The sequence below is a fragment of the Propionivibrio pelophilus DSM 12018 genome, from assembly GCF_059569095.1.
The window spans coordinates 1-24,566 of record NZ_JCANUT010000015.1 but is presented as its reverse complement, the minus strand read 5'-3'; the positions used below and the strand labels follow the sequence as shown (position 1 = coordinate 24,566).

General features: G+C 61.6%; 24 protein-coding genes. 14 read left to right on the top strand and 10 right to left on the bottom strand.

The window, feature by feature from the left end:
- Positions 1–36: 36 nt before the first annotated feature.
- Both BO74_RS08585 and BO74_RS08580 read right to left on the bottom strand, forming a co-directional pair.
- Entirely contained in the window at positions 37–369 is a 333-nt protein-coding gene (locus BO74_RS08585; RefSeq protein WP_496441547.1) for a hypothetical protein, read from the bottom strand.
- A gap of 86 nt (positions 370–455) precedes the next feature.
- Complete coding sequence (locus BO74_RS08580) at positions 456–725, bottom strand: DUF2934 domain-containing protein (RefSeq protein ID WP_496441546.1); 270 nt, start codon at positions 723–725, stop codon at positions 456–458.
- A gap of 314 nt (positions 726–1,039) precedes the next feature.
- On the opposite strand from BO74_RS08580, the gene BO74_RS08575 reads away from it, so the two are divergent.
- The 3 genes from BO74_RS08575 to BO74_RS08565 all read left to right on the top strand — a co-directional run bounded on the left by BO74_RS08575 (position 1,040) and on the right by BO74_RS08565 (position 5,188).
- A complete protein-coding gene (locus BO74_RS08575) occupies positions 1,040–3,280 on the top strand; it encodes a PAS domain-containing protein (protein WP_496441545.1) in 2,241 nt (746 codons plus the stop codon).
- A gap of 5 nt (positions 3,281–3,285) precedes the next feature.
- The gene (locus BO74_RS08570) at positions 3,286–3,930 is read left to right on the top strand and encodes a response regulator transcription factor (protein WP_496441544.1); all 645 of its coding nucleotides are present in this window, start codon (positions 3,286–3,288) and stop codon (positions 3,928–3,930) included.
- 127 nt (positions 3,931–4,057) lie between these two features.
- On the top strand, positions 4,058–5,188 hold the full coding sequence (locus BO74_RS08565) for an MBL fold metallo-hydrolase (RefSeq protein ID WP_496441542.1): 1,131 nt from the start codon (positions 4,058–4,060) through the stop codon (positions 5,186–5,188).
- Between the two features lie 102 nt (positions 5,189–5,290).
- Here BO74_RS08565 and BO74_RS08560 read toward each other — a convergent pair whose 3' ends face one another.
- Complete coding sequence (locus tag BO74_RS08560; protein WP_496441540.1) at positions 5,291–5,944, bottom strand: PEP-CTERM sorting domain-containing protein; 654 nt, start codon at positions 5,942–5,944, stop codon at positions 5,291–5,293.
- Positions 5,945–6,217: 273 nt separating this feature from the next.
- Between BO74_RS08560 and BO74_RS08555 the strand changes: the two genes are divergently transcribed.
- The 4 genes from BO74_RS08555 to BO74_RS08540 are packed head-to-tail and all read left to right on the top strand — an operon-like array spanning position 6,218 to position 10,400.
- A complete protein-coding gene (locus tag BO74_RS08555) occupies positions 6,218–7,330 on the top strand; it encodes a Glu/Leu/Phe/Val family dehydrogenase (RefSeq protein WP_496441539.1) in 1,113 nt (370 codons plus the stop codon).
- 15 nt (positions 7,331–7,345) lie between these two features.
- Entirely contained in the window at positions 7,346–8,254 is a 909-nt protein-coding gene (locus BO74_RS08550; protein WP_496441537.1) for a 2-oxoacid:acceptor oxidoreductase family protein, read from the top strand.
- Positions 8,251–9,495 carry a hypothetical protein gene (locus BO74_RS08545; protein ID WP_496441535.1) on the top strand — a complete coding sequence of 415 codons (1,245 nt, stop codon included), beginning with the start codon at positions 8,251–8,253 and terminating at the stop codon, positions 9,493–9,495. Before BO74_RS08550 ends, BO74_RS08545 begins: the two co-directional genes overlap by 4 nt.
- Positions 9,492–10,400 (top strand): thiamine pyrophosphate-dependent enzyme, encoded by a 909-nt coding sequence (locus BO74_RS08540; RefSeq protein WP_496441534.1) that lies wholly within the window; start codon positions 9,492–9,494, stop codon positions 10,398–10,400. The genes BO74_RS08545 and BO74_RS08540 overlap by 4 nt, the downstream gene beginning before the upstream one ends.
- A 160-nt stretch (positions 10,401–10,560) precedes the next feature.
- On the opposite strand, the gene BO74_RS08535 is transcribed toward BO74_RS08540, so the two are convergent.
- The 4 genes from BO74_RS08535 to ppnN form a co-directional block, all read right to left on the bottom strand.
- Positions 10,561–11,163, bottom strand: a complete 603-nt coding sequence (locus BO74_RS08535; protein WP_496441533.1) for a winged helix-turn-helix domain-containing protein — start codon at positions 11,161–11,163, stop codon at positions 10,561–10,563.
- Positions 11,164–11,210: 47 nt separating this feature from the next.
- A complete protein-coding gene (locus BO74_RS08530; protein ID WP_496441532.1) occupies positions 11,211–12,839 on the bottom strand; it encodes a methyl-accepting chemotaxis protein in 1,629 nt (542 codons plus the stop codon).
- Positions 12,840–12,938: 99 nt separating this feature from the next.
- On the bottom strand, positions 12,939–13,388 hold the full coding sequence (locus BO74_RS08525) for a CBS domain-containing protein (RefSeq protein WP_496441530.1): 450 nt from the start codon (positions 13,386–13,388) through the stop codon (positions 12,939–12,941).
- A 106-nt stretch (positions 13,389–13,494) separates the two neighbouring features.
- Entirely contained in the window at positions 13,495–14,862 is a 1,368-nt protein-coding gene (gene ppnN / locus BO74_RS08520) for a nucleotide 5'-monophosphate nucleosidase PpnN (protein ID WP_496441529.1), read from the bottom strand.
- Between the two features lie 279 nt (positions 14,863–15,141).
- Between ppnN and BO74_RS08515 the strand changes: the two genes are divergently transcribed.
- The 6 genes from BO74_RS08515 to BO74_RS08490 all read left to right on the top strand — a co-directional run bounded on the left by BO74_RS08515 (position 15,142) and on the right by BO74_RS08490 (position 20,701).
- Positions 15,142–16,266, top strand: coding sequence for a 2-keto-3-deoxygluconate permease (locus tag BO74_RS08515; protein WP_496441527.1), 1,125 nt, complete (start codon positions 15,142–15,144; stop codon positions 16,264–16,266).
- Positions 16,267–16,293: 27 nt separating this feature from the next.
- Complete coding sequence (locus BO74_RS08510) at positions 16,294–17,727, top strand: nickel-dependent lactate racemase family protein (RefSeq protein ID WP_496441526.1); 1,434 nt, start codon at positions 16,294–16,296, stop codon at positions 17,725–17,727.
- Positions 17,696–18,601, top strand: coding sequence for a nickel pincer cofactor biosynthesis protein LarC (gene larC / locus BO74_RS08505; protein WP_496441525.1), 906 nt, complete (start codon positions 17,696–17,698; stop codon positions 18,599–18,601). The genes BO74_RS08510 and larC overlap by 32 nt, the downstream gene beginning before the upstream one ends.
- Entirely contained in the window at positions 18,598–19,398 is an 801-nt protein-coding gene (larE, locus tag BO74_RS08500) for an ATP-dependent sacrificial sulfur transferase LarE (protein WP_496441524.1), read from the top strand. Before larC ends, larE begins: the two co-directional genes overlap by 4 nt.
- Positions 19,395–20,054, top strand: a complete 660-nt coding sequence (gene larB / locus BO74_RS08495; RefSeq protein WP_496441522.1) for a nickel pincer cofactor biosynthesis protein LarB — start codon at positions 19,395–19,397, stop codon at positions 20,052–20,054. Before larE ends, larB begins: the two co-directional genes overlap by 4 nt.
- Before the next feature lie 83 nt (positions 20,055–20,137).
- On the top strand, positions 20,138–20,701 hold the full coding sequence (locus BO74_RS08490; RefSeq protein WP_496441521.1) for a HupE/UreJ family protein: 564 nt from the start codon (positions 20,138–20,140) through the stop codon (positions 20,699–20,701).
- A 46-nt stretch (positions 20,702–20,747) separates the two neighbouring features.
- Here the strand turns inward: BO74_RS08490 and BO74_RS08485 are convergent, their stop codons facing one another.
- Together BO74_RS08485 and larC2 are read right to left on the bottom strand one after the other, a co-directional pair.
- On the bottom strand, positions 20,748–22,667 hold the full coding sequence (locus BO74_RS08485; RefSeq protein ID WP_496441520.1) for a sigma 54-interacting transcriptional regulator: 1,920 nt from the start codon (positions 22,665–22,667) through the stop codon (positions 20,748–20,750).
- Between the two features lie 96 nt (positions 22,668–22,763).
- Complete coding sequence (gene larC2 / locus BO74_RS08480) at positions 22,764–23,252, bottom strand: nickel pincer cofactor biosynthesis protein LarC2 (protein ID WP_496441518.1); 489 nt, start codon at positions 23,250–23,252, stop codon at positions 22,764–22,766.
- A 276-nt stretch (positions 23,253–23,528) separates the two neighbouring features.
- Here larC2 and BO74_RS08475 point away from each other — a divergent pair, with 276 nt between their 5' ends.
- Positions 23,529–24,221, top strand: a complete 693-nt coding sequence (locus BO74_RS08475; protein WP_496441516.1) for a DUF3334 family protein — start codon at positions 23,529–23,531, stop codon at positions 24,219–24,221.
- A 33-nt stretch (positions 24,222–24,254) separates the two neighbouring features.
- Here the strand turns inward: BO74_RS08475 and BO74_RS08470 are convergent.
- A partial coding sequence (locus BO74_RS08470) for a transposase (RefSeq protein WP_496441514.1) occupies positions 24,255–24,566 on the bottom strand: 312 nt, incomplete at its 5' end.

The window sequence follows — 24,566 nt, the reverse complement described above, 5'->3', positions numbered from 1 at the left end:
CCATCCCTGCGGCCCTCAACAAGCGGCCCGATGGCCTTAATTGATCATCGCGCTGACGCCGTTCACTGGCGAAGCTTGCAGATCGGCACAGCGCCGGACGGCGACAATCACCGACGTAAACCCGAACAGCAGGCAATGCCAGTTGCGCGATGCAGCCATGGCATCGAGCGTCTTGTCGAAACACACCAGGAACCCCCAGTCATCGTCGCCCAGCCCCGGCATCTGCGGCAGAGGCATGATCGCGGTGATCTTGCCGAACGTGCTGGCATACTTGCCCAGCTGCCCGGTAATTTCCTCCGCGGAGCCCAGTCTTCCAAGCGACTCGATTTCCGGTGATGGTCTGAGACGTTCCCAGTTAACGTGTGTCATATTCAACCGCTCCAGAGAACCATCAACGCGACAGGGCGGGACAGTCGAGACCGTACGCCGCCCGGACAAGGGTCACACCAAGGGAGTTACACCGCGACGCAGGCTACCTGCCCGCCCGAGGCGGCATCGAACTCGCGTTCGGCGGCCAGCCAGTCCTCGACCTCGTTGCCCGGCGCGAAGCCGCGCTGCGCGGCCTTGAAGTAGGCGGCAACGGCGATCAACTCCTCGCGCAAGGCGCCTTCGACGACCTGAGTGAGTTCTGAGAGTTCGTTGACTTCGGCGACCGCTGCAGCTTGCTCCTTGGCCTTGGTTTTTCTGGTTTTTCCCGTCGTTGGCTTCGTGCTTTTTTCCGCCATGCTTTTTCTCCGTAGAAAGGGGACATCGATAGCCGGAAAACCGGGAGGCGGAGATCTCACCGCCACAATCGATCCCGATGCGTTTTCCAACAAGGCAACGTTATCAAACTGCTCAGGCCGTTCAATACGTGACACCGCGTATAACGCGTGCCAAGCAGGTAAAGCGGTGTAAGGGAATGGCACCCCATTGACCACCCTCCGCGAATGTTCCAGCTTCAGGATAAAATCGGTCGCAGGCGATGCAAACGCCCCGGGAGGGAAAATTGGTCGATCTGTCACGCAAGAAACCGCCGCGGGCCGAGTCTGCGAAAAACATGCCCGCCCCCGCCAACCGGCCGCCACTGAACGAGAACCTGTACCACCCACTGGTCGAATATGCGCTGCCCGACGCGCTGTTCGTTCACGACGCCGCCGGCCGCTTTGTCGATGTCAATCAGCGTGCGTGTGAAAGCGTCGGTTATACGAAAACCGAATTGCTGACGATGGGCGTGACCGACATCGAGCGCGATTTCGATTTCGCGGCGATACAGATGCAATGGAAACGCCTGCGCCCGGGAATGACGATGGTGCTGTTCGGGCGGCAACAGCGCAAGGACGGCAGTTGCTTCCCAGTCGAGATTCACTGCGGCTGTCACAACACGGGCGGATTGCGGCTCTATATTTCCGTCGTCCGCGACATCACGCGGCGTAAGCAGGCGGAGGAGGCGCTGCTGCGCAGCGAGGAGCGTTTCCGCGAAATTTTCCGCAACGCCTCGATCGGCATCGCCATTTCCGGCTGGAACGGACGTTTACAGCAATGCAATCCCGCTTTTTGCCGCCTGACCGGCTACACGGAAGACGAACTCCGGACAATCGCCTTCAGCTCCCTGGTTCATCCCGATGACCGGGAGGCCAACCTCGCCGAAGTCGAACGCCTCAAGCGCGGCGAAGTGCCGCATTTCCAGTTTGAAAACCGTTACCTGCGCAAGGATGGACAGATCGTCTGGGCGCACAAATACGTCTCGGTCCTGCCCGGAGACAACGGCGAACCGGCTCACTTGATGGCGCTGGTGAACGACATCACCGAACGCAAACGGACCGAACTGGCCCTGGCCGAGCGGGAAGCGCAGTACCGGGCAGTGATCGAGACGGCCGCCGACGGCTTCTGGATGCTCGACGAGACGGGCCACATTCTCGCAACGAACGAAGCGTACGCGCGGCGCTCCGGCTATAGCCAGGGCGAGCTTCTGGGCATGAGCATCGCCAACCTGGAAGCACAGGAATTGCCCGGTGAAGTGAAGAAGCACGTTGCGCGGGTCCGGCAGCATGGCAGCGACCTGTTCGAGACCTGGCACATCACCAGGCACGGCGAGCCCTGGCCGGTCGAAGTCAACACCTCGTACTGGCCTGCCGCCGGCGGTCGGTTTTTCGCCTTCCTGCGGGACATCAGCGAGCGCCGGCAGGCGGCGATCGCCCTGCAGGAAAGTGAAGCGCGCTTCCGCGCCACGTTCGAGCAGGCCGCCGTCGGCATCGCCCACGTCTCGACGGAAGGCCGCTGGCTGCGCGTCAACCGCAAGCTCTGCGAAATCCTCGGCTATTCGCCCGAGGAACTGATCTCCCGGGAGTTCCGGGTCATCACCCATCCCGAAGACATCGACGCCGACCTGGGGCTATTGCATCGGATGCTGGCCGGCGAGATACCGACGCTGTCGCTGGAAAAGCGCTACCTGCACAAGAACGGAAGCACCGTCTGGACCAAACTCACCGTGGTGTTGACACGCACGGCGAGCGGCACCCCGGATTATTTCATTTCGGTCATCGAGGACATCAGCGAGCGCAAACAGACCGAGGCGGCGCTGCATGCGCTCTATGCCGAGATGGAACAGCTCACCCATTTCCAGATCGCCAACCAGACCGCCGCGGCCTTCGCCCATGAATTGAACCAGCCGCTCAACGCCGTCGCCTCCTATTCCGAGGCGGCGCTGCGCCTGTTGCGCGCCGGCAACCCCCGGCCGGAGCGGCTGATCTACGCCATCGAGAACAGTGCGCAACAGGCGCAACGGGCGGGCCGCGTGGTCCGTGAATTCGTGGCGTTCATGACCGAAAAGGAAGTACAGACCGAGCCGCACGACCTCAACGATATCGTCCGCCACGTGCTCGCCCGGGTGGAAAAGGACGGCTTCGACGCCAACCGCCTTCAGGTCGATCTCAAACCCGACCTCAAGCCTGTCATGGCCAACCGTCTGCAGGTGGAGAAGGTGTTGATCAATCTCGTCGAGAACAGCATCGAGGCCATGCGCGACGCGGGGGTCGATACGCAAACCATCGCTGTCACGGTCCGGACCAGTGCCGATACGACCATGGCCCAGGTGACGGTCACCGACAAAGGCCCGGGCATTGACCGGGAAACACTGCGCCGCATCTTCGATCCGTTCTTCACCACGAAGGCCAAAGGGCTCGGCATGGGCCTGGCCATCAGCCGCACGATCATCGAAGCACACGGCGGCCAGCTCTGGGTCGATTCGGAACCCGGCACCGGCGCCACCTTTCATTTCACCTTGCCTTTCGCGGAGTGAGCAGAATGAGCGAACCGACCGTATTCATCGTCGATGACGACCCCGCCGTCCGCGACAGCCTCGGGCTGCTGCTCGAAACCACCGGGCTGGCGACCGACTGTTACGACAGCGCCGAGTCCTTCCTCGCCGCCTACGACGGCAAACGCCCCGCTTGCCTGATCCTCGACGTACGCATGCAGCAGATGAGCGGACCGGAACTGCAAGGCGAACTGATCCGGCGGGGGTTCAATCTGCCGATCATCTTCCTGACCGCCCACGGCGACATTCCCATGACGGTGCGGGCGATGAAGGCCGGTGCGAAGGATTTCCTCACCAAGCCGATCGACGGCACGGAATTGCTCGAACGCGTGCACGCCGTGCTTGAGGACGAAAAGAGCGTCGCCAGCCAGCGCAAGACCTATGACCGGACCTGCCGCTGCCTCGAGGAGCTGACCCAGCGCGAACACGAAGTCATGACGCTCGCCCTCGCCGGCCACACCAACAAAACCATCGCCCGGCAACTCGGCATCAGCCATCGCACGGTTGAACTGCATCGCTCGCACATCCTGCAGAAGACCGGGGCCGCCAACATGCTGGAACTCGCGCAACTCGCCAGCCACTGCGGCCTCACGTTCGCCAACGGCGGCGAACCCAATTCCGGACGAAACTGAGCCCGCGCGAATTCGCCCTCAGGCGAGATCGCCGGGAACCACGACGAATGGCGACCGGTCAGCACCGGTAGTGATATCAGCCTCCGGTGCCGCAAGGCACATCATCCGATGTCCGTGAGAGTGCCCCATGTCTGCAGCGAAAAATCTCCGCCGTCTATTTGTCCTGTTCGTAGTGTTCGCGCTGGGCGGCTGCGCCAGCCAGAACGCCCATTACGACCCGCAGAAAGCGCACCACCGCCCGGAGGGATTTTCCAACCCCGACGCCCCGCCCCGCGTAATTCCCTGGTACGAGGCCATCATTCGCCGCTGGCGCGGCGACTTCGAGCCGACCTCCGAACCGGAAGGAGGCTACACGGCGTTTGCCCGGAAATGGCAGGGCGCGGTCAACCACGCCCTGCTCGCCGGGCGCCATGACGCGCCGGTCATCACCTGGCTGGGCCACGCCGGCATGCTGCTGCAGGTCGGCGGCAGGAACATCCTTCTCGACCCGCATCTCGGCGACTATGCCGGCCCGGTCAGTTGGCTGTCCTCGCGCCGGCGGATGCCCGCACCGCTCTCCGTCGCCGAACTGCCGCCGATCGACCTCGTGCTGATTTCGCACAACCATTACGATCACCTCGATCACGCCACGGTGACGGCGCTGGCCAAGCGGTTCAAGACGCGATGGCTGGTTCCGCTCGGACTCAAGCGCTGGTTCGACGCGGAGGGCATCAGCGGCGTCGAGGAAATCGACTGGTGGGACAGCCGCGACGCCACACCGCTGAAGATCACCCTGGTTCCGGCGCAGCATTGGAGCAAGCGCACCCCGTTCGACACCAACGCCACGCTGTGGGGCGGGTTCGCCGTCGAATGGACAGCCGCATCGCCGGGAGCGCCGTGGCGCTTCCTGTACACCGGCGATACCGGCTACTCCCCGGTATTTAGCCAGATCCGCCAGCGTCTGGGGCCGGTCGATTTCCTGGCCGTCCCGGTAGGCTCCTACCTGCCGCGCGACTTCATGCGCCCGCAGCACGTCAATCCGGACGAAGCCGTGCAGATTTTCCGCGACCTCGACGCCGGCCTGGCGCTCGGCGTGCACTGGGGCACGTTCGAACTGACGCAGGAAGCGTTCGACCAGCCACCGAAGGATCTGGCACAGGCGTTGGAGGAGCGCGCCGTTTCACCGGAGCGTTTCTGGATGTTCAAACATGGCGAGAGTCGGCGGATCACTCTGCCGCCCCGTCCGACAGATCCCATAAGGGAGGATCAACGTCGATAAACAGCGAACGCGCTTACGCGTAAAAAATCCCTCCGGCCGACGGGCATGAGGGATTTCTCATCGACACGTCAGCTACGTGAGGACGTAGCTGGGTGCAAAAAATCAGGCGCTACGGCGACGCGAGACAGCAAGCCCCAGAAGTGCGGCACCAAGCAGCCCCATGGTCGCCGGCTCGGGAACCTGACCGTCCGGGTTGGTGGAACCAAATGTAATGTTGTCGTAACCAACCTGATTCACGGTGCCGCCGAAATCAATCGACATCGCAGTGCCGCCAAATGCAAGAGAACCGATCGCCCAGTTGCTGAAATCACCACTGGGATCTCCGGTTCCAGCGCCCAACACCGAAAGATCGATCGTACCAAGCAGGTTACCCGTGGCATTCAGACCGTCGTAAACATTTACCAACCCACCGTAACTGACAGTTGTGTAGTAGAACGAGAAGCCTGTAGTGAAGCCCGGCGCATAGTTCAGAACGGCCGACCCCGTCAGGAAGAACAGGATCGTGTCCGGCGTCGGCTCGTTTCCGAAGTTACCGGTTCCACCTGCGTCAGAATCGATGATCCCCAAGGCGTTGGAATTGAAAGCCACTCCGTAGTTAACCCCGGAGTTTCCCTGGCTGTCCGTCCCACCGTTGTAGAAGCTATTGACGGAAGCCTCGTTTCCAACACCTTCGAAATCCAGGGTAATAACGGCCGACGTAGCGCTGGCAGCGTAGAAGGACAATGCAACAGCAGCAGTGCTTAGGATTTTTTTCATAATGATCTTTCAATAACAGGTTGGCTTTGGTCAAACAGAACCCGGAAACCCACAGCAAAAACCAGGCCACAATAAATACTAAGCGCATATTCCATATGGAATTCAATTACTTGAACAACAAATGACAATGGGCAACCGCTGCGCCACTCCATGCTTGTGTAAAGAAAGCCGACACTCATATCTTCAGCGTACCCACTCGCCAGAACTCATAGAAGAAGCACCAGGACAAGTCATAAACTAGAGTGAAAGCATCCCGCCCCGGAAAGGCATGCCATGGACAGCGCATTCGGATTCGCCGACGATCTCGGTCCGGCCAAGGTCATCGTGGTTCATGAGCCCACCTGCGCGCTGAAAGCCGTGCTGGTGGTCGACAACGTCGCGGCGGGGCCGGCGATCGGCGGCCTGCGCATGGCGCCGGACGTCAGCGTCGAGGAATGTGCCCGTCTGGCGCGGGCGATGACGCTGAAGAACGCGGCGGCCGGACTGGCGCATGGCGGCGGAAAATCGGTCCTGTTCGGCGACCCGCGCATGCCGCGCGCGGATAAGGAGCGCTTGATCCGCGCCTTCGCCTGCGCGCTGGCCGATGAGCGCGATTACATCTTCGGACCGGACATGGGCACCGACGAGCAATGCATGGCCTGGGTGCACGACGAGATCGGGCGTGCGGTCGGTCTGCCGCGCGAACTGGGCGGTATCCCGCTCGACGAGATCGGCGCCACCGGCTGGGGCTTGGCGCGCGCCACGGAGGTGGCGTTGCAGTACACCGGCTTCCCGCTGGCCGGCGCGCGGGTGGCGATCCAGGGCTTCGGCGCGGTGGGCCGCCACGCCATGCGTTTTCTTGGCGAACGCGGCGCCGTGCTGGTCGCCGCCGCGGATACCGGCGGCACGTTGCACGACCCGCGCGGCATCGACATCGCCGCGCTGACGGCGCTGAAAAAAGGCGGCCGCAGCGTCGTCACACACGAACAGGGCGAGGCGCTGACCGGCGCGGCCATCCTCGACGTTGCCTGCGACATCTGGATTCCGGCCGCCCGTCCGGACGTGATCAACGAGGGCAACGCGGACCGGCTGAACACCCGACTGGTCGTCGAGGGCGCCAACATTCCGGCGACGGACGCCGCCGAACGCCGCCTGCATCAACGCGGAATTCTCTGCGTGCCGGACTTCATCGCCAACGCCGGCGGGGTCATCTGCGCCGCGATCGAGTACCACGGCGGTACGCAGAGCACGGCCTTCGCGGCCATCGAGGAGAAACTGCGGCGCAACACCGACGAGGTATTGGGCAGGGCCCGCGAACTTGGGGTGACGCCACGCGAAGCCGCCGTGCAACTCGCTGCCGGGCGCGTGCGCAAGGCCATGGCCAGCCGCCGCTGGGGTGTCTTCTAGAAGAGGGGCAACGGCATGTTCCGCATCCGTTTTCATGGCCGCGGCGGACAGGGCATGAAGACCGCCAGCCGGATTCTCGGCAGCGCATTCTTCCATGCCGGCTACGAGGTGCAGGACGCGCCGCACTACGGTGCGGAACGGCGCGGCGCGCCGGTGTCGGCGTACGTGCGTGCCGATCGCCGCCCAATCGACGAACGCGGCATCGTTCGCCGCCCGGATCTGGTGGTCGTTGCCGACGACAGCCTGCTGGCCGTCGCCGCCCGCCCGATTCTCGCGGGACTCGACAGCCACTGCGTCCTGCTCATCACCAGCCATGAGGCGGAAACAGTCTGGCGGGATCGGCTGAACATCGCGGGCACGGTGCTGACGCTGCCACCCGCAGTGCTTCCGGCAGAAGTGCAGCGCTATTCCGGTGTCTCCTGCGCTGGCGCTGCCGCCCGCCTCGTCGGCGTGCTGGACCACGAGGCGTTGACTGAGGGCCTCCACGCCGAGCTGACCGGCTTCGGCGACAAGGCCGTCTCCGACGGTCTGTTGCTGGCTGACGCGGTCTGGCAGGCGATGGCGCCGCATGCCGGCTGCGTAACAGAAGAAGCCGAGCCGCCGGCAGGCGGCCACACGCGACCGGAATGGATCGACCTGTCGTCCGACCCGGTCGACGCGGCTACGCCCGCCATCCACGCCGGGGCGACCAGCGCCGCAGTCAATACTGGCCTGTGGCGGACCCAACGCCCGGTGATCGATCACGAGCACTGCAACCGCTGCTGGTGGATCTGCAGCGAGTTCTGCCCCGACAGCGCCATCACTGTGGCCGCCGACGGCACGCCGCAGATCGACTACGACCATTGCAAGGGCTGCCTGATCTGCGTCGCACAATGTCCGCCGCACGCCATCCGCGCCATCCCCGAACACGGAGCGAAACCATGACCCGCCGGTTGCTCAGCGGCAATGCGGCCGCCGCTTGGGGCGCCCGTCTGGCACGCGCCGATTACGTGCCGGCGTTCCCGATCACGCCACAGACCGAGATCATCGAAACACTCGCCAACTGGCTTGAATCCGGTGCCATGCCCGGGCGGCTCACGCTGCTCGAATCGGAACATTCGATGCTCACCGCAGCCTGCGCCGCGGCGGTCGCCGGCGTGCGCGTCTTTACCGCCACGTCCAGCCAGGGGCTGCTTTACGCGTTGGAGATGATCTACGCCGCGCCCGGGCTGCGCGCGCCGTTCGTGCTGGTCAACGTCTCGCGCGGCGTGCAGACGCCGATCACGCTGGAACCGGACCACACTGACGTGCTGGCGGCGCGCGACAGCGGCTTCCTGCAACTGCATTGCGCGACCTGCCAGGAGGTGCTGGACAGCATCCTCATCGCCTACCGACTGGCCGAGCACCCCGACGTCCGCCTGCCGGTCCTCGTCAATCTGGACGGCTTCTACCTGTCGTTCACCCGCGAGCCGGTGCTGCTGCCGAGCGCGGAGCAGGCCACACGCTTCCTGCCACCGTTCGCGCCGGAAAACCTCCGCTTCCGCGCCGGCCAGCCCGTGGCGGAGGGCGCGGCCGTACTCGGCAGCGCCGCGTACAGCTATTTCCGCTACCAGTCGCACCTCGCTGCACTGGCGGCCCTGCCGGCGTTCGAGGCGATCTGCGGGGAGTTCGGCACGGTATTCGGCCGTGCCTATTCCGCAGTGGAGGCCTACCAAATGGAGGATGCCGACGACGTCTTCCTGATGATCGGCTGCTTCGCCACCAAGGCCCGGGCCGCCATCGACCACCTGCGCGACGCCGGCCGGCGCGTCGGGCTGCTGCGCCCGCGCTTGACCCGCCCGTGGCCCGAAGCCGGGTTGCAGCGCTGGCTGCTCGGACGGCGAACGGTGATGGTGGTCGACCAGAACCTGTCGATGGGCAAGGGCGGCGTCCTGGCCACGGAGCTGGCATCGAGCCTCTACGGAAGCCCCGACGCCCCGCGGCTGCTCAGCTTCATCGGCGGCCTTGGCGGCCGCGACATCAGCGCCGAGGAGTTCTACGAGATGGCGGCAATCGCGCAACGAAGCGCCGAGACCGGCGAAACGCCGCCGCCCCGCCTGCTCTACACCGCCGACGAACTGCGCGAGGTGCGCAAGCTGCAGGCAATTGCCCACAACGGCCCACGCCGCGCTGGAGAGACGTCATGACTGACACGGCCTTCGCCCACCTGAAGAACCTGCCGAAGGCCCGCCAACTGGCTGGCGGCACGCCGATGTGCGCCGGCTGTGGCGGACTGCAGGTGCTGCACCAGGTGCTGGACGTCCTCGGCGAAAACACGGTGGTGGTCAACGCCGCCGGCTGCATGACCCTGCTCGCCAACTATCCGTACACGCCGTTGCGCGGTTCCTGGCTCTACACCGCGATGGCGTCGGCACCGGCCGGCGCGCAGGGCGTGCGCGACGCGCTGGATATCCTCCTCGAGCGCGGCATGCCGCTGGCGCAGGATCTCACCGTCGTCGTCCTGTGCGGCGATGGCGCGGCCGGCGGCATCGGCCTCTCCGCTGCGTCGGCCGCCATCGAACGCGGTCTCGACTTCATCTATCTCGTTTACGACAACGAAGGCTACGGCAACACCGGCCAGCAACAATCGGCCTCGACGCCGCACGGCGCGCACACCGCCACCTGTCGCGATCTGCGGGGCTGGAAGAAGGATCTGTTCGCCATCTGGAGCGCTCACCGCCCCGCCTACGCCGCCACGCTGATTGGCAGCGAACCGCTCGATCTGGCGCGCAAGGTGGAAAAAGCGGCGACGCTGAAAGGACCCCGCCTGCTCCTGGCGCTCGCCCCCTGCCCGACCGGCTGGGACTTCGATCCCGCGGAAACCGCCGAAATCGGCCGTCTGGCGGTCAGGACCGGGATCTGGCCATTGAAGGAATACGCCGACGGCCGGGTGACGCACACCCGCGCGCCACACGAGCGCTTGCCGGTGGATGATTACCTGAGCCGACAGGGACGTTTCCGGCACCTGTTCGAACCACAGCGCGATGCCGTCCAGCTCGGCGAAATCCAGGCCGCGGTGGACGCCTACTGGAACGAAAACAAGGACTATTGATTCGGCGAGACAATGTTCGAAGTCGTCGCCCCGGCGAAGGCCGGGGGCCAGTCGGCTATTGCTCTCCGATACTGGATACCGGCCGACGCCGGCATGACGAGGTCTTCATACTTCATCGTGCCGAAGCAATAAGCAGACGAGCCGGCAACCGGCTCAGGAATTACAACCGCGCCAGTTGGACGACAAGACCGCGATCCGCCGACAGGGCCCGGCCCTTCTCGCGGAAGCGCTGATTCTTTTCGGAAGCCGACAGTGGCGCGGGCTTGGGCGCAGCGGCGGCGTAACCCGCCGCGTGCACGGCAGTCATCGGCCCGGCGCGGTTGCGTGCCCAGTCGCAGACATGAATCCGCTTCTGCTTGACCAGAATGTCCATGTAGCGTGCGTTCTTGATCGTGTTCGGCGACAGGCCGGTTGCCTCCGCCAGCTCGCGATACGTCATCGGTCCGTTTTGTTCCAGTGCGGCGACGATGCGGTTCATCCCCTCCGAATCGCGATCCTCGTCCTTGAACACCGGCCGCGGCAGATCCGGACGGTCGCCCAAGCTGAACAACGGTGTCACAAAGCCCTTGCGCGTCTTGCGCCAGCCGCTGACGTGAATCAGCCGTTTGGCCCGCAGCGCTTTCAGGTAACCGCCGCACGCCAGGGTGGTCAGGCCGACGAAAGCCTCACGCGACAGGTCGCTCGCCGACATGCCGGCCTTTTCGGCCAGCAGGGCAAGGATGCGCTGCATCGCGGGACTGGTGGTTGGGTGCGGAACGATCATGCGCGCATTTTCCGGTGTTCATTCATCTGCCACAAGCCCGCCCTGAACTAAATGCGAAAACGTGCCACCAGTTGTTGCAGGCCGTGCGCAGTCTGCGACATCGATTCCGCAGCCAGCGACGTCTGCTGGGCGATCGAGGACGCCTCATCGGCCTGGGTGGCGACCTCCTCCACTTTTTTCGCGACATCGTTCGATGCGGACGCCTGTTCGTGCAGTGCTTCGTCCACCTCGGCAACAATCTGCGCGACCTTGCGCGCCATCTCCTGCAAGCTGGCGATGGCCTCGCCGGCTTCACGGGCGTCGACAACCCCCGCATCGACCAGCGCCACACCGTGACGGACCTCGGCCACAACATCGTGCGTGGACTGCTGGATAGCGCCGATCGTCGTGGCGATTTCGCCGGTGGAAACCGCCGTACGTTCGGACAGCTTGCGCACTTCATCGGCCACGACGGCAAAGCCGCGGCCCTGCTCGCCCGCCCGCGCTGCTTCAATGGCGGCATTGAGCGCCAGCAAGTTGGTCTGATCCGCGATGTCCTTGATGACGCCAACGATATTGGAGATCTTCTCCGATTCGCCTTCGAGCCGGTCGATCTGCTCGGCCGCTCCGCGAATGACCTCCGCCACACTGCCGATCCGCTCAATCAGTTTTTCGATCCGGTCATGCCCTTCCTGCGCCCTCCGATCCGAATCCCGCGCAAACCGCGCCGCCTCGCCGGTGCTCTCCGAGACATGGTTGATCGATACCGTGACCTCTTCCACGTTCGCCGCGATCGCCGAGGCGACCGAGCTCTGCACGCTCGCCGACTCCTCCATCTGGCGTACCGAGCCGTGCAGATCCGTCGAGCAGGACAGAATCGAATCGGCGCCGTCCCGGGTCTCCTGCATCGCGCGACGCAGTGCCTGTTGCATCTCGGTCATCGCCTTGACCAACTGTCCCACCTCGTCCTTGCTCGGCGCCGGCATCAGCCCGCCCAGTTCGCCACTGGCGATCTGCTGCGCGGCCCCGACGCTCTCGGCCAAGCGACGGCTCAGGCTGCGCGCAACCATCACGGTGGCGGCAATGGCAACCACGACACCGGCAAGCAACGCCAACAACCCCGCCCTCATCGCCATACCGACATCCTTGTCCGCCTGTTCCGCGGCTTTTTCGGAGCCGCTCCGGTTCAACTTGACCAAGGCGTCCACCTGATCGCGCACCTCATCCGCGGCCTTGACCCACGTCGTCCGGCGCAGATTCTGGGCGCCGTCCATGTTTCCGGCCTTCGCCAAGGTGACCGCTTCCTGCACCGTGCCGCGATAGGATGCGACGGCAGCCACCGCCGCCTGATAGATCTTCCGCTCCTCCTCACTGGAAATCAGTGGCTCGTACTTTTTCAGCGCCTCCGTCAGCGATGCATCGAGCGAATTGAGCGATTTTTCAATCTTTACGCGTTCGTCGTCATCGCCCGCCAGCATCAGTTCCAGGCTGCGTACCCGGTAACGCAGACGCAACTGGCTGATTCCCGCCGCCTGCTGAACGGCAGGCAGCCAGTTGCTGGCAATTTCCGCGGTAGCCTGACCCACCGAGCGAATCTGGAGAAGACAAAAAACAATCGCCGCAATCAGTACGCCTCCGCTCACGAGAAAATTGAGCATGAGCTTCGCGCGCAAGCTGATATCGTTGATTTGTGGCATAGAAAGACACTCCCAAAATGTGCGGCCCGGATTCTATTACTTTCGGCATAAGCCGCCGAAACTTGAGCAGCTCGCGCCTTTATTATGTTCCGACCCGTTTCAACGCCGACTGACAGCCTCCTTTTGCTGCTCCTTGCGCAGCAGGCCGGACAGCTCATAGAACTCCTCGGCGAGTACCGCCAACAGGTCGTCGAGTGTCACGATGCCGACCAGGGCGCCGTCCGCGGCGACCACCGGCATCCGTCGAACCCCCTTGCCGCGCATGAATTCGATCGTCTCGAAGACACCGGTTTCCTCCCCGACGGTCGCCAAACCGGGCAGCATGATGTCGCCGATGGTCAGTGTTTCGGGGTCGAGGCCCAGGGCGACGATCTCGACCACCACGTCCCGGTCGGTAACGATGCCGATCGGCACGCTTTTCCCCTCGCGCTCCTCGACGACGACCACGTTGCCCACATGGTGCTCGCGCATCAGCCGGGCGGCGTCCTGCACCGTCTCCTCGACCTGCGCAATGACGACGTCGCGACAACAGATTTCACCGATTGCCATGATGCCCTCCCTCTCGACCATTGGTTTGCGGGAACATCCATGCGCCGCAACTTCCTCGGCGCAATTTCATTCTAGTCAGGCAATCGGCCGGCTTCCACGACAACCGTCAACGCACCACGCGGTAGCAGGGGTTGTACTCCTTGCCCGGCAGCTTCATGCGCTGTTGCGCCACGAACGAAGCCAGCAATTCGTCGAGCGGCTGCATGATCGCCGCGTCGCCGTGGATCTCGAACGGCCCGTGCCGTTCGATCTCGTGGATGCCATCGGCCTTGACGTTCCCCGCGACGATGCCCGAGAACGCCCGGCGCAGCGCGGCGGCAAGGCGATGGCCCGGCTGGTTGCGGTGCAGGTCCAGCCCGCGCATCGCCTCGTGCGTCGGTCGGAACGGTTGCTGGAACTCGCCATCGACGTGCAGCAGCCAGTTGAAGTGATAGGCGTCGTGGCGGCTCTTGCGAAAGTCGCGCACCGTTTGCAGGCCGGACTTCAGTTCGCGGGCCACGCCCGCCGCGTCGTCGATGACGATCTTGTACAGGCGCTGCGCCGCGCTGCCCAGCGTTTCGCCGATGAAGCGGTCGATCCGTTCGAAGTAGCCGGCCGCGCTGCGTGGCCCGGAAAAGACCACGGGCAACGGCAACCCGGCGTTGTCCGGGTGCAGCAGGATGCCGAGCAGGTAGAGGATTTCCTCCGCCGTCCCGACGCCGCCGGGAAAGACGACGATGCCATGGCCGACGCGGACGAACGCTTCCAGCCGCTTTTCGATGTCAGGAAAGATGACGAGCGCGTTGACGATCGGGTTCGGCGATTCCGAGGCGATGATTCCCGGCTCGGAAAACCCGAGGTAGCGCCCGCCGATGCGCTGCTTGGCGTGGGCGATCGCCGCGCCCTTCATCGGCCCCTTCATCGCCCCCGGCCCGCACCCGGTGCAGATGTCCAGCCCGCGCAAACCCAGTTCATAGCCGACGTACTTGGAATAGTCGTATTCCTCGCGCGAGATCGAATGCCCGCCCCAGCAGACGACCAGATTGGTATCTTCCATCGGCTCCAGGATGCCGGCGTTGCGCAGGATGTGGAAGACGGCATCGGTCACGGCCTCCGGCGTCGCCGCGTCGAAGCGCGAATTGCCGCGGATTTCGTCCCAGACGTAAACCACGTCGCGCAGGACGGCGAAAAGATGCTCGCGGATGCCGGCGATCATTTTCCCGTCGACAAAGGCGCTGGCCGGCGCCCCCTGGATGTCCAGCTTGATGCCGCGCTCGCGGCGCAAAAGGCGGATGGCGAAACTCTCGTAACGTTCCAGCAGTTCCTTGCCATCGTCGAGTTCGTTGCCACAGTTGAGCACGGCCAGCGCGCAATTGCGGAAGAGCTCATGCAGCCCGCCCTGGCTGCGATCGAGCAGGCTGGCGACTTCGGCACGGGAAAGGACTTCCAGCGTTCCGCTGGGGGAAACCTGGGTATCGACTACGTCGTGGGACATATTTTTTGTATCTCTCTCTATTTTGAAAACTCAGCGACAGTAAATGCACAGCATCAACCGCCATCGGCCTCGCCTGAGGCAAAACACATCAGAGCCCCGTGCATTTTCCATCACTCACCTCAACGCTTCCTGCTAAAACCTAATGAAACCAGCAACTTAGCAAATGGCACTGTTATTGCTGACAGCCTTGCCTAAGCCCGGAAGACATATTCGGGTGGGTATTTGCTTTTTGCTTTTAATGCAGGCCTGATCATATTTAACCCAAAAAACGAGAAAGGGATGGGAATTATGCAAATCAAACGAACGATAGAGAAAGTTCCGGGCGGGCTAATGGTAGTTCCACTCTTCCTTGGTGCACTTCTCAACACCATTGACCAGATGCACATTCCGTTCATCATGGATTTTCTGAAGTCGCTGGGAGTTGCTCAGTTCAAGCCTGGCATCTATGAGTTCTTGCGGATTGGCGGCTTCTCGCAATGGTTGTTCAAGGACGGCGCCCTATGCCTTATTGCCCTTTTCCTGTTCTGCTGCGGCAGCCAGATGAACCTGCGCGTCGGCGGCATCGCGATGAAGAAAGGCATCCTCCTGACGGCAAGCAAGTATTTCACCGGTGTTGGCGTCGGATTTCTCTGGGGCTATCTCTCTGGCGACATGATGAACGGCTTTCTCGGTTTGTCTGCCGTGGCCATCATCGCCGCGATGACCAATGGCAACGGCGGCATGTATGCCGCATTGACCGGGCAGTATGGCAACCGCTCGGACGTGGGGGCCGTGGCAGTTCTGTCTCTGAACGACGGTCCATTCTTCACACTCATGGCACTGGGAATGTTGGGCGCAAACTTCCCGATCATCGCCTTTGTCGCAGTTCTCTTACCGATCGCTATCGGAATGCTGCTTGGAAACCTCGATCAGGACATTCGCGATTTCCTGAAACCCGGCGAATATCTCCCGGTGCCCTTCTTCGCTTTTGCACTGGGCGCGGGGATGAATTTCGCCACCTTCTTGAATCCTAATGTGGTCGTGGCCGGACTGACGCTGGGCCTCATGACCACCGTCCTTACCGCTTTGACCGGCATGGTGGTTTTCCGCCTGTTTGGCGAGAAAAGCCGGATTGCCCCGGTAGCAGAGGCATCCACGGCCGGAAATGCGGTTGGCACCCCGGCAGCAATCGCCGCTGCGGCTTCTGTGGCCATGGGGGCCGGCATGATGACGGCAGCCGAGGCGCAGGCCTACAAGAGTCTGGTGGAAATCGCCACGCTGCAGGTTTCGATTTCCACACTGACCACGGCCATCCTTTGCCCGATCGCCGTCATTCTCGTGGACAGATGGCAAAAGAGCCGCGGAATCAACGCGAAGGATGAGCCTTTCGAGATCGATGCAGTACCCGCCCAGCAAGAGGCCTGACGGAAGATAAAACCCACTGGCGGCGGCTTGCTGCCGCCAGAAACACATGGCTCGCCATCGAAAAAAATCAGCAGAAAAAGGCAATCCGGTCCTACCGAACTACGCATAACCGGAGAACAATCAAACACTCCGCTCTGCGGAAAAAACTGGAATTGGAGACATCGCGTAATGAGTCATTTGGTCGATATCGCCTACGGACGTAGTCATTTAGACGTGCACCTGCCGCCCAACGTCAAACCGACTGTAATCCGCAAGGTCGTTCTGCCGAAACTCGCCAACCAGCAAGGCGCCGTTCGGCAGGCACTGGAAAAACCAGTGGCCGCACCGCCCTTGGCCTGGCTGGCCGAGGGACGAAAGAGCGCCTGCATACTGATCTGCGACATCACGCGCCCCGTCCCCAACAAGCTGTTCCTGCGCCCGATGATTGAAACGCTGATGGCGGCCGGAATTGCACCGGCGAACATTTCAATCGTGGTAGCCACCGGGTTGCATCGTCCCAACGAGGGAGACGAACTACTGGAGTTGGTTGGCGACCCTTGGGTGATGAACACAGTGCGCGTGGAAAACCATTTCGCCCGCAACGATGCCGACCACATCGATCTCGGCGCGACGAACCGCGGCACACCGGTCAAGATCGATCGACGCTTTGTCGAAGCCGATCTGCGCATTGTGTCCGGCCTGATCGAACCCCATTTCATGGCAGGCTGGTCGGGCGGACGCAAGGTCATCGCTCCGGGAGTTGCACATCACGAAACAATCCGCACATTTCATTCTGCACGTTTCATGGAGGACCCTCTGGCCGTTCAGTGCAACCTGGCGAAAAACCCGTTGCACGAAGAGCAGCTGGAAATCGTGCGCAAAGTTGGCGAAGTGTACGCCATCAACACCGTACTGGATGAAGACCGCGATCTTGTTTACGTAAACTTCGGCGAGGTTATCGCCAGCCATCTCGCGGCTGTCGAATTCATCTCTGACGCGACGATCATCAAGGTACCGCGACGTTTCAAGACGGTTGTAACCTCATCGGCCGGTTACCCTCTCGACAAGACGTATTACCAGACCATCAAAGGGATGGTCACGCCGATGGACATCCTGGAACCCGGCGGCACCCTGATCATCGCTTCGGAATGCTCGGAAGGTTTTGGATCAAGCGAATTCCGCGAAGCGCAGAGCAAGATGGTTGACCTCGGGCCGGAACGCTTCCTGGCCACCCTGAAAGCAAAGACCTTCGCCGAAATCGACGAATGGCAGACGGAAATGCAACTCAAGCCGATGCGCATCAGCAATGTACAGTTGTACACAACAGGACTGAGCGACGAAGAACGACGCATTACGGGCGTGGAAATGGTTAGCTCCGTCGAACAAGCCATCGCCGAAAGCGTGCTGCGGCATAACGACCCCGAGGTAGCCATCATTCCCGAAGGGCCCTATGTTATTCCGGTGTGTGCGCATCGTGACTGAGTACAGCCATATCCACCTCGATGCTGTCGGCGGACTTGCCGGCGACATGTTTGTCGCCGCCGTGCTCGACGCGCTGCCCGATCTGCGCCAACGCGTTTTTGCCGACCTGGCCGCAGCCCTTCCTCCCCACTGCGGCCAACCGACACTCAGCGAAGGTTTGAGCAGCGGCATTGCCGTATGCCGCTTCACCTTGAAGGAAGCCCACGAAGATCATCACGAAGAAGAAAATCTCGCCGGACACAGACACGACCACGCGGTCTTCTATCCCGAGATTGCTTCGTGCATCGCACGTTCCAAGTTACAACCCGGCACGGAAGAGCACGCTCTCGCCATCTTGCGACGGCTCGCCGAGGCCGAAAGCCGGACACACCGGGTTCCTGTCGAAGAGGTCCATTTCCACGAAATCGCCGACTGGGATTCGCTGATGGACGTAGTGGCGGCCGGCAGTATTTCTGCCGCATTGGAACATTGTTCATGGAGCGTATCGGAACTGCCACGCGGCAACGGCCTGATACGCACACGCCATGGACTGCTCCCTGTTCCAACGCCGGCCACCGTGGAAATACTGCGCGGCTTTCGCTGGCGGGACGACGGCATCGGAGGAGAACGCGTCACCCCAACCGGAGCCGCCATTCTTGCGCACGTAGCAAAGACGAACCAGGTCGCAGCGGCGCACGGGACGCTATGCGCCGCCGGAACCGGCGCTGGCACACGCGAACTGGCGGGCATGCCGAACATTCTGCGTGCGCTCGTTTTTTCTTCGTCCCGGGTGGAAATCAAGGCGCCATCGGTCGGGGTCACCAGCGCACACAGCCAAGTTCCCGCCAAACACAATCATCGACACGAGAAAAAGCAGGCCAAGGAACACACATGATTGCCATTCAGGAAAAGCTGGCTCGTCTGGTAGCCGTACTTGACACACATGACGATCTCGCTATCGCCGTCAGCGGCGGGCTAGACAGCATGGTTCTCGCGCATGTTGCCCACACCCATTCACGAACCGCCATGACCGCAGTTCATGCCGTATCGCCAGCCGTCCCCCGGAGCGCAACGGAACGCGTTCAGGCGCACGCCGCGCACCACGGCTGGAACCTGTCACTCGTCGACGCCCATGAACTGGACGACCCGAACTACCGGGAAAACCCCGTAGACCGCTGTTTCTATTGCAAATCTCGACTGTACCTGCGCATTCAGACCCTTACCGGACTGCGCATCGCGTCCGGCACCAACGTCGACGACCTCAGCGATTACCGCCCCGGACTGGAGGCGGCGGCCCGTCATGAAGTACTGCACCCCTTCGTGGAGTCTGGACTGTACAAGTCCGACATTTATGAAATCGCGAGGCTCTTTGGTCTGCGCGATCTCGCGGCCTTGCCGGCTCAACCTTGCCTCGCCAGCCGTATTGAGACGGGCATCCGCGTTGACGGAAGTGCCTTGCGCTTCATCGAAACGGCCGAAGCAGCACTGAACGATCTCTTGCCCGACGCCGGAGCGATACGTTGCCGGATTACCGCAAAAGGAGTCTTTGTCGAATGCGAAAGATTGCCAACGGGTAATGACCAGAGCCGTGTCGAACAACTGCTCCAGACCTTGTGCGATGAGAAATGCAGGAGTTTCGCCGGAGTTCGACCCTACCGGCGCGGCGCCGCCTTTCTGCGAATCGCAGCATGAGCGAGTTCGAAATGGACTGGGAGAGGGAGGCGAGAACCGGAATAGCGGAAGCGGTTTTCTGCGAAAACAAGACGCCAGAGCAAATAGCAGCGATTCTGACTGCTGCCGGGGAAATGCCCCTTCTCCTGACCCGGATTGGTGTGGAAAAACATTTTTCGCTCCCCGAGGCATTGCGCGAAAAACTCGATCACGATGCCGCATCGCGCACCGCCTTTCACTGTCTGGGTGAAAAACCGAACATACGCGGGCCAGGCATCGTGTGCGCCGGCACATCGGATCTACCGGTCGCGCGCGAAGCGCAACGCACATTGGCGTTCCATGGCTACGCAGCACCAATCGTGAGTGATGTCGGCGTAGCCGGACTCTGGCGATTGATGAAGCGATTGCCGGAGATTCGTACCTTTTCCGTCGTGATCGCCATCGCCGGGATGGAAGGCGCCTTGTTCAGCGTCCTGTCGGGACTCGTCGACGCCCCGGTCATCGCCGTCCCGACGTCGATCGGTTACGGAGTTGCCGAACGCGGGCAAGCCGCCTTGACCAGTGCGCTGGCTTCGTGCGCCCAAGGCCTGGTCAGTGTCAATATCGACAACGGATTCGGTGCCGCGTGTGCCGCCTTGCGAATGATCGGCTGCCGGCCATCTATCCAGCCTGGATAGCTTCATCAAACGATGGATCCAACCCTCAGTAATTTTATTCGCCGCACACCCCTCATTGATCAACAAATTCCAAGGAGCCACTCATGACAAAACGTATCGCCATCCTTCTGCTCGCGACGCTCCCTCTCGCCGCCTTCGCCCACACCGGTCATGGCGAACAAGGTTTCGTTGACGGATTCACCCACCCCTTCCTCGGCCTCGACCACCTGCTGGCAATGCTGCTCGTCGGCGTCTGGAGTGTGCTGCATGCACGCCACGTCTGGCTGGCGCCGGCCACGTTCGTCATGCTGCTCGCCGCCGGTGCCGCACTCGGCCAGCATGGCCTCATCGTGCCGCAACTGGAACCGCTCGTCGCCGCCTCCGTACTGGTGCTCGGCGTAATGCTCACACTACCGTTCCGGCTCGGTCTTTCTGCGGCACTGGCCGTCATCGGCGGGTTCGCCCTGTTCCACGGCATGGCGCACGGCGGCGAACTGGAACAAGGCTCGACGATCATGGCCGGCATCGTCCTCGGCTCGGCCGTGCTGCATGGTCTTGGCATGGGCTTCGCCCACTTCGTACTGAAGAGTCGCCCAATGCTCGCTCTGCGTCTCGGCCAATTCGTCGCCATCGTTGGCAGTGGCCTCGTCCTGTCTGCCGTTTTGTAAGGATGCTCCAACGACGGTTCCGAACGGCGCTATCGACCGCGAACCTTTACTGTTGCTTCAGCCAACGGTTCAAGGTCGTGCGGTCGACGCCTAGCCGCTTCGCCGCGTGAGTCTTCGACTGGCCTTCCTCGACCAGAATCTTGGTGACCACTTTCAGGCGGATGTCGTCCATGCTCCCGGTCGTCAATTGGCAGTTGCGGCAATTGGCAGTCTTCTCGCTACGCGGTGAAAAAAGGTCGGCCAGAACCGGAACGGCATGGTCAAGGCGGACGACCGGGGTTGTCGCGATGATTGCCAAGCGCTCCATTACGTTGCCGAGTTGGCGGAAGTTCCCTGGCCAATCGTAATCTAGCAACAGACGGCGTAAATCAGCGTCGAGATCGATGGCGATCTTGTTATGGACGCGCGCATAGCTGCGCAGCAATTTCAAAGCGCTGGGGATAATGTCGTTGCGGCGCCGGCGTAGCGGCAGCATATCGATCTGGAGCACGTTCAGGCGGTAATAAAGATCCTCGCGAAACGCTCCCGAGCTCACCATGTCTTCAAGGTTGCGATTTGATGCGGCAACGATTCGAATATCCACAGGGATCGAACTCTCGGAACCGAGTCGCATGAGTTCTCGCTCTTGAATGACTCGCAACAGCCTTGTCTGCAAAAGTTTGTCTAGCTCGCCAATCTCGTCAAGGAACAATGTCCCCTGGTGCGCCAACTCGAACAACCCCTTTTTTCCCTTGCGCAATGCGCCAGTAAAGGCCCCCTCGACATAGCCGAACAATTCACTTTCCAGAAGACTGGGCGGCAGTGCACCGCAGTTGACGGCGACGAAAGGCCCGTGTGCTCGATGGTTCGCGTTGTGAATACCCTGCGCGAGCAGTTCCTTGCCGGTTCCGCTTTCACCCGTGATCAGGATCGTGGCATCGGTCTGCGCATATTTATGCAGTAGTGCCAGTCGCCCCTGCATCTCCGGCTCGTGCGTGACGTATTCGTCGAGGGTATGGCGCGCCGTAAACCGGCTCTTGCGCTGCTCCTGATGGCGGACTTTCTGTTCAAGCGTATAAATCCGCTCAACCTGCTCAAGCGCGAAAACGATGCTCGTGCAATCGCCTTCGCGGTTAATCGGGTACAGATAGCAGACCATGTTGCCCTGACTTGTCTCCACCACCTGCCCGACTTCCCAGATCCGGTCGGCGATCGTGTCGTGCGCGATGACCAGGGCCGGATCGATCGCCTCGATCGGCAAACCGATCATTTCGGCCCTGCTCATCTTGAAGAGCGTGGTGGCCGCCTGATTGGCATGCGTGATCAAACCCGAGTGATCAAGCGAAAACACCGCCTTCTCGAACATGTCCAGCACGGTCGACAAATGGTCGCGGTTGGCCCGCTCCAGCCGCATCGCGTTGAGCAGCGTTATGGCATTTTCCAGCGCATCCCTGACGCTCTCCGTCCCCGACGTAACCAGGCGAAACTCAGCGCACAAGGGGGCAAAGCGGCTTTGCGGAATGGTATCGCCGATCATGACGTCGATTGGCTCTCGCGCAAGCCGTTCGCTCACCATGCTCTGCAATTTTTCGTACTGATCGACATCCGTCTGCTCGAAAAGGATCGAGTGCGAGGGAATCTTCAGCGTATCGGCAACCCGCGTACAGTCACGCATTATGTCGGCATAGCCGACTATTCCGACGCGACGGTTTTTTCCAACCAAATCGGCCAGTACGCCGAGGATGTCGTAAGCGTTTATCTTGATATCGACGACGGGAATGCGCGTATGTCTGCGGATCAATTGCGCCGTCTTGCCCCGGCTAACCAACACCTGATACCCCTTCTCCTCGAGCTTGGGCAGAAGCGTCAGGGCATCCTCAAGATTGGCGGTTTCGATATCAAAATCGCCACTGACGAGACTCCGGGTCGCCTGAGCGATTTCGGAAAGCGCCTTGTAGGGCGCAACCAAGCAGATTTGGGCGGTCATGATCGTCAAAGAATGATCTGCAGCTTTTCCTGCAGAAACCGTACCTGGCAAGACAAGAGGGCAATCCTAACAGTTTTGCCTCGTCGAAACGAGTTGCTACTTATCGTCCGGCTGTTCCCCGAGAACCTTCAGCCTGCGTCTTTCCGACAAACCTTCACAATCATCCAGATCATCGCTTTCGACCTTGCAGGAGAACGATCCATCAGGGCGCACAACCCGCTTGCGGCGCAAAGTGCGCCCCTCAAACAAGAGAGACTCATGACTGCGTTCCAGGCAGTAACGTTGCTCACGATGCCAGCGCATACCGATCGTCGATGTCTCGACAAAACATGCGCGACTCACCACCTCAAGCGCCTCGGGCGCAATCAACAAACGAAAATCGATGACCGGACGCCCTTTCTTGCCCTGCCGGTTCCCGATACTGAGATCCAGCACGCCTTGGAGCGCGCGTAAACGATCCGCGGCAAGGCCGATTTCCTCGCCACTCATATCGTCAACATCGAAGCTGAGGACGATCACCTCGTCAGCGCCTCCCGTCCGCATACGCTTGTCCGCATCACGATGAATGTGGCCGCAATCTTTCATGGCATCAGGAATAATCGGGTGGAAAAATGGGGATGACCGCCTCGTCAGACGACGGTAGCGAGCAGACGAATCATAGCGTAGTCCGTCTGGACATCTTTCCCAAAACGAGTACTCCACTCATAGAGCGCTACGCCCTCACTCATTCATGGTCGGGCAAAGGCAGGATCGTGGAGAAAAACAACCTCGATTTCATCTATTTCCCCACGCACGCCCCAACCTTTTCCAGATCACCTGTGCTATAGATAATTCGATTCCCCAACAACAAGCGATAACACCATGAGCCCAATAGAAAAAACCGTCGTGTTCGGCACCGAGGATGTGCTCGTCAGCCTGTGCGATTCGGTCACCAAGGTTCTCACCCTGGCCACGCACAGCCAGATCCGCTATTCGGCGATGGTGCAACGGATCAGCAAGACCTGCCTGAAGCCGGACATCGGCTGCTTCGTGCTCTTCGACGGCGGCTTCTCCGGGCTGGTGATCATCAATTTGTCGGCGCAGGCGGCGATGGAGTTGTACACCAGCTACATGCGCAACATGGGCATTCCGGAGGACAGTCTGGCCAGTTCCTTCACCTCCGACGAGGTGGCCAACGTCATGGGCGAGCTGATGAACCAGATCGTCGGCGACTTCACCGGCAAGGTCGGGCGCGAACTGCAGACGCACATCACCCAGAACCAGCCGAAGATGCTGGCGATCAACAAGCAGGTGATGCTCAGCGTCGACGCCAACCTCGACCAGGCCGAAGCGCGGCGGGTCACCTTCTACACCGGCGGCGGCAACATCTTCTACCTCGAACTGGCGATCGACCGCACCGAGTTCATCAAGCTGTACGACTTCGAGCCGAACGAGGCTCCCGACCCCGACGCACTGATCGCGCAGGCCGCCAACGGCGGCGCCGTGACCGGCGAACGGCCGGACGTGCAAAGCAATGACGACAACGACGAGCTCCTGAAGTCGCTCGGCATGTAACGATGTAACTATTGATCAGGCCCGAATAAGTTTTTACGCGGCATAGCGAACCTGTTTGTCCTGAAAGAAGGCCTTGATGCGTTCAGGCGAACGCTCAAGTTCGGTCATGTGCTGGGTCGCGGCGGAGCGGAGTTTGGCTTTGGTACGGGCTGGGACTTTTGACCCCATCGCCTGTTTGAGATCGGCATTCAATCGTTCCTCGGGGTTTAATTCCGGGCTGTAGCTCGGCAGGTAAAACAGTTCGATCTGCTCGGCGTGTTCGGTCACCCATTTTTTCACCGGCTTGCTGTGATGGACACGCAAGTTGTCGAGGATCAGGAAGACCTTCTTCTTGCCGGCGTCTTT

Excerpts from the sequence above, each read along its gene's own strand:
- BO74_RS08485 (WP_496441520.1), bottom strand. The coding sequence starts at position 22,667 with ATGACCGCCCAAATCTGCTTGGTTGCGCCCTACAAGGCGCTTTCCGAA.
- larC (WP_496441525.1), top strand. The coding sequence starts at position 17,696 with ATGTTATTCCGGTGTGTGCGCATCGTGACTGAGTACAGCCATATCCAC.
- BO74_RS08530 (WP_496441532.1), bottom strand. The coding sequence starts at position 12,839 with ATGCCACAAATCAACGATATCAGCTTGCGCGCGAAGCTCATGCTCAAT.
- BO74_RS08580 (WP_496441546.1), bottom strand. The coding sequence starts at position 725 with ATGGCGGAAAAAAGCACGAAGCCAACGACGGGAAAAACCAGAAAAACC.
- BO74_RS08565 (WP_496441542.1), top strand. The coding sequence starts at position 4,058 with ATGTCTGCAGCGAAAAATCTCCGCCGTCTATTTGTCCTGTTCGTAGTG.
- BO74_RS08535 (WP_496441533.1), bottom strand. The coding sequence starts at position 11,163 with ATGATCGTTCCGCACCCAACCACCAGTCCCGCGATGCAGCGCATCCTT.
- BO74_RS08515 (WP_496441527.1), top strand. The coding sequence starts at position 15,142 with ATGGGAATTATGCAAATCAAACGAACGATAGAGAAAGTTCCGGGCGGG.
- BO74_RS08545 (WP_496441535.1), top strand. The coding sequence starts at position 8,251 with ATGACCCGCCGGTTGCTCAGCGGCAATGCGGCCGCCGCTTGGGGCGCC.
- larB (WP_496441522.1), top strand. The coding sequence starts at position 19,395 with ATGAGCGAGTTCGAAATGGACTGGGAGAGGGAGGCGAGAACCGGAATA.
- larC2 (WP_496441518.1), bottom strand. The coding sequence starts at position 23,252 with ATGAAAGATTGCGGCCACATTCATCGTGATGCGGACAAGCGTATGCGG.
- BO74_RS08555 (WP_496441539.1), top strand. The coding sequence starts at position 6,218 with ATGGACAGCGCATTCGGATTCGCCGACGATCTCGGTCCGGCCAAGGTC.
- BO74_RS08575 (WP_496441545.1), top strand. The coding sequence starts at position 1,040 with ATGCCCGCCCCCGCCAACCGGCCGCCACTGAACGAGAACCTGTACCAC.
- BO74_RS08490 (WP_496441521.1), top strand. The coding sequence starts at position 20,138 with ATGACAAAACGTATCGCCATCCTTCTGCTCGCGACGCTCCCTCTCGCC.
- ppnN (WP_496441529.1), bottom strand. The coding sequence starts at position 14,862 with ATGTCCCACGACGTAGTCGATACCCAGGTTTCCCCCAGCGGAACGCTG.
- BO74_RS08585 (WP_496441547.1), bottom strand. The coding sequence starts at position 369 with ATGACACACGTTAACTGGGAACGTCTCAGACCATCACCGGAAATCGAG.
- BO74_RS08550 (WP_496441537.1), top strand. The coding sequence starts at position 7,346 with ATGTTCCGCATCCGTTTTCATGGCCGCGGCGGACAGGGCATGAAGACC.
- BO74_RS08560 (WP_496441540.1), bottom strand. The coding sequence starts at position 5,944 with ATGAAAAAAATCCTAAGCACTGCTGCTGTTGCATTGTCCTTCTACGCT.
- BO74_RS08540 (WP_496441534.1), top strand. The coding sequence starts at position 9,492 with ATGACTGACACGGCCTTCGCCCACCTGAAGAACCTGCCGAAGGCCCGC.
- BO74_RS08570 (WP_496441544.1), top strand. The coding sequence starts at position 3,286 with ATGAGCGAACCGACCGTATTCATCGTCGATGACGACCCCGCCGTCCGC.
- BO74_RS08475 (WP_496441516.1), top strand. The coding sequence starts at position 23,529 with ATGAGCCCAATAGAAAAAACCGTCGTGTTCGGCACCGAGGATGTGCTC.
- BO74_RS08525 (WP_496441530.1), bottom strand. The coding sequence starts at position 13,388 with ATGGCAATCGGTGAAATCTGTTGTCGCGACGTCGTCATTGCGCAGGTC.
- larE (WP_496441524.1), top strand. The coding sequence starts at position 18,598 with ATGATTGCCATTCAGGAAAAGCTGGCTCGTCTGGTAGCCGTACTTGAC.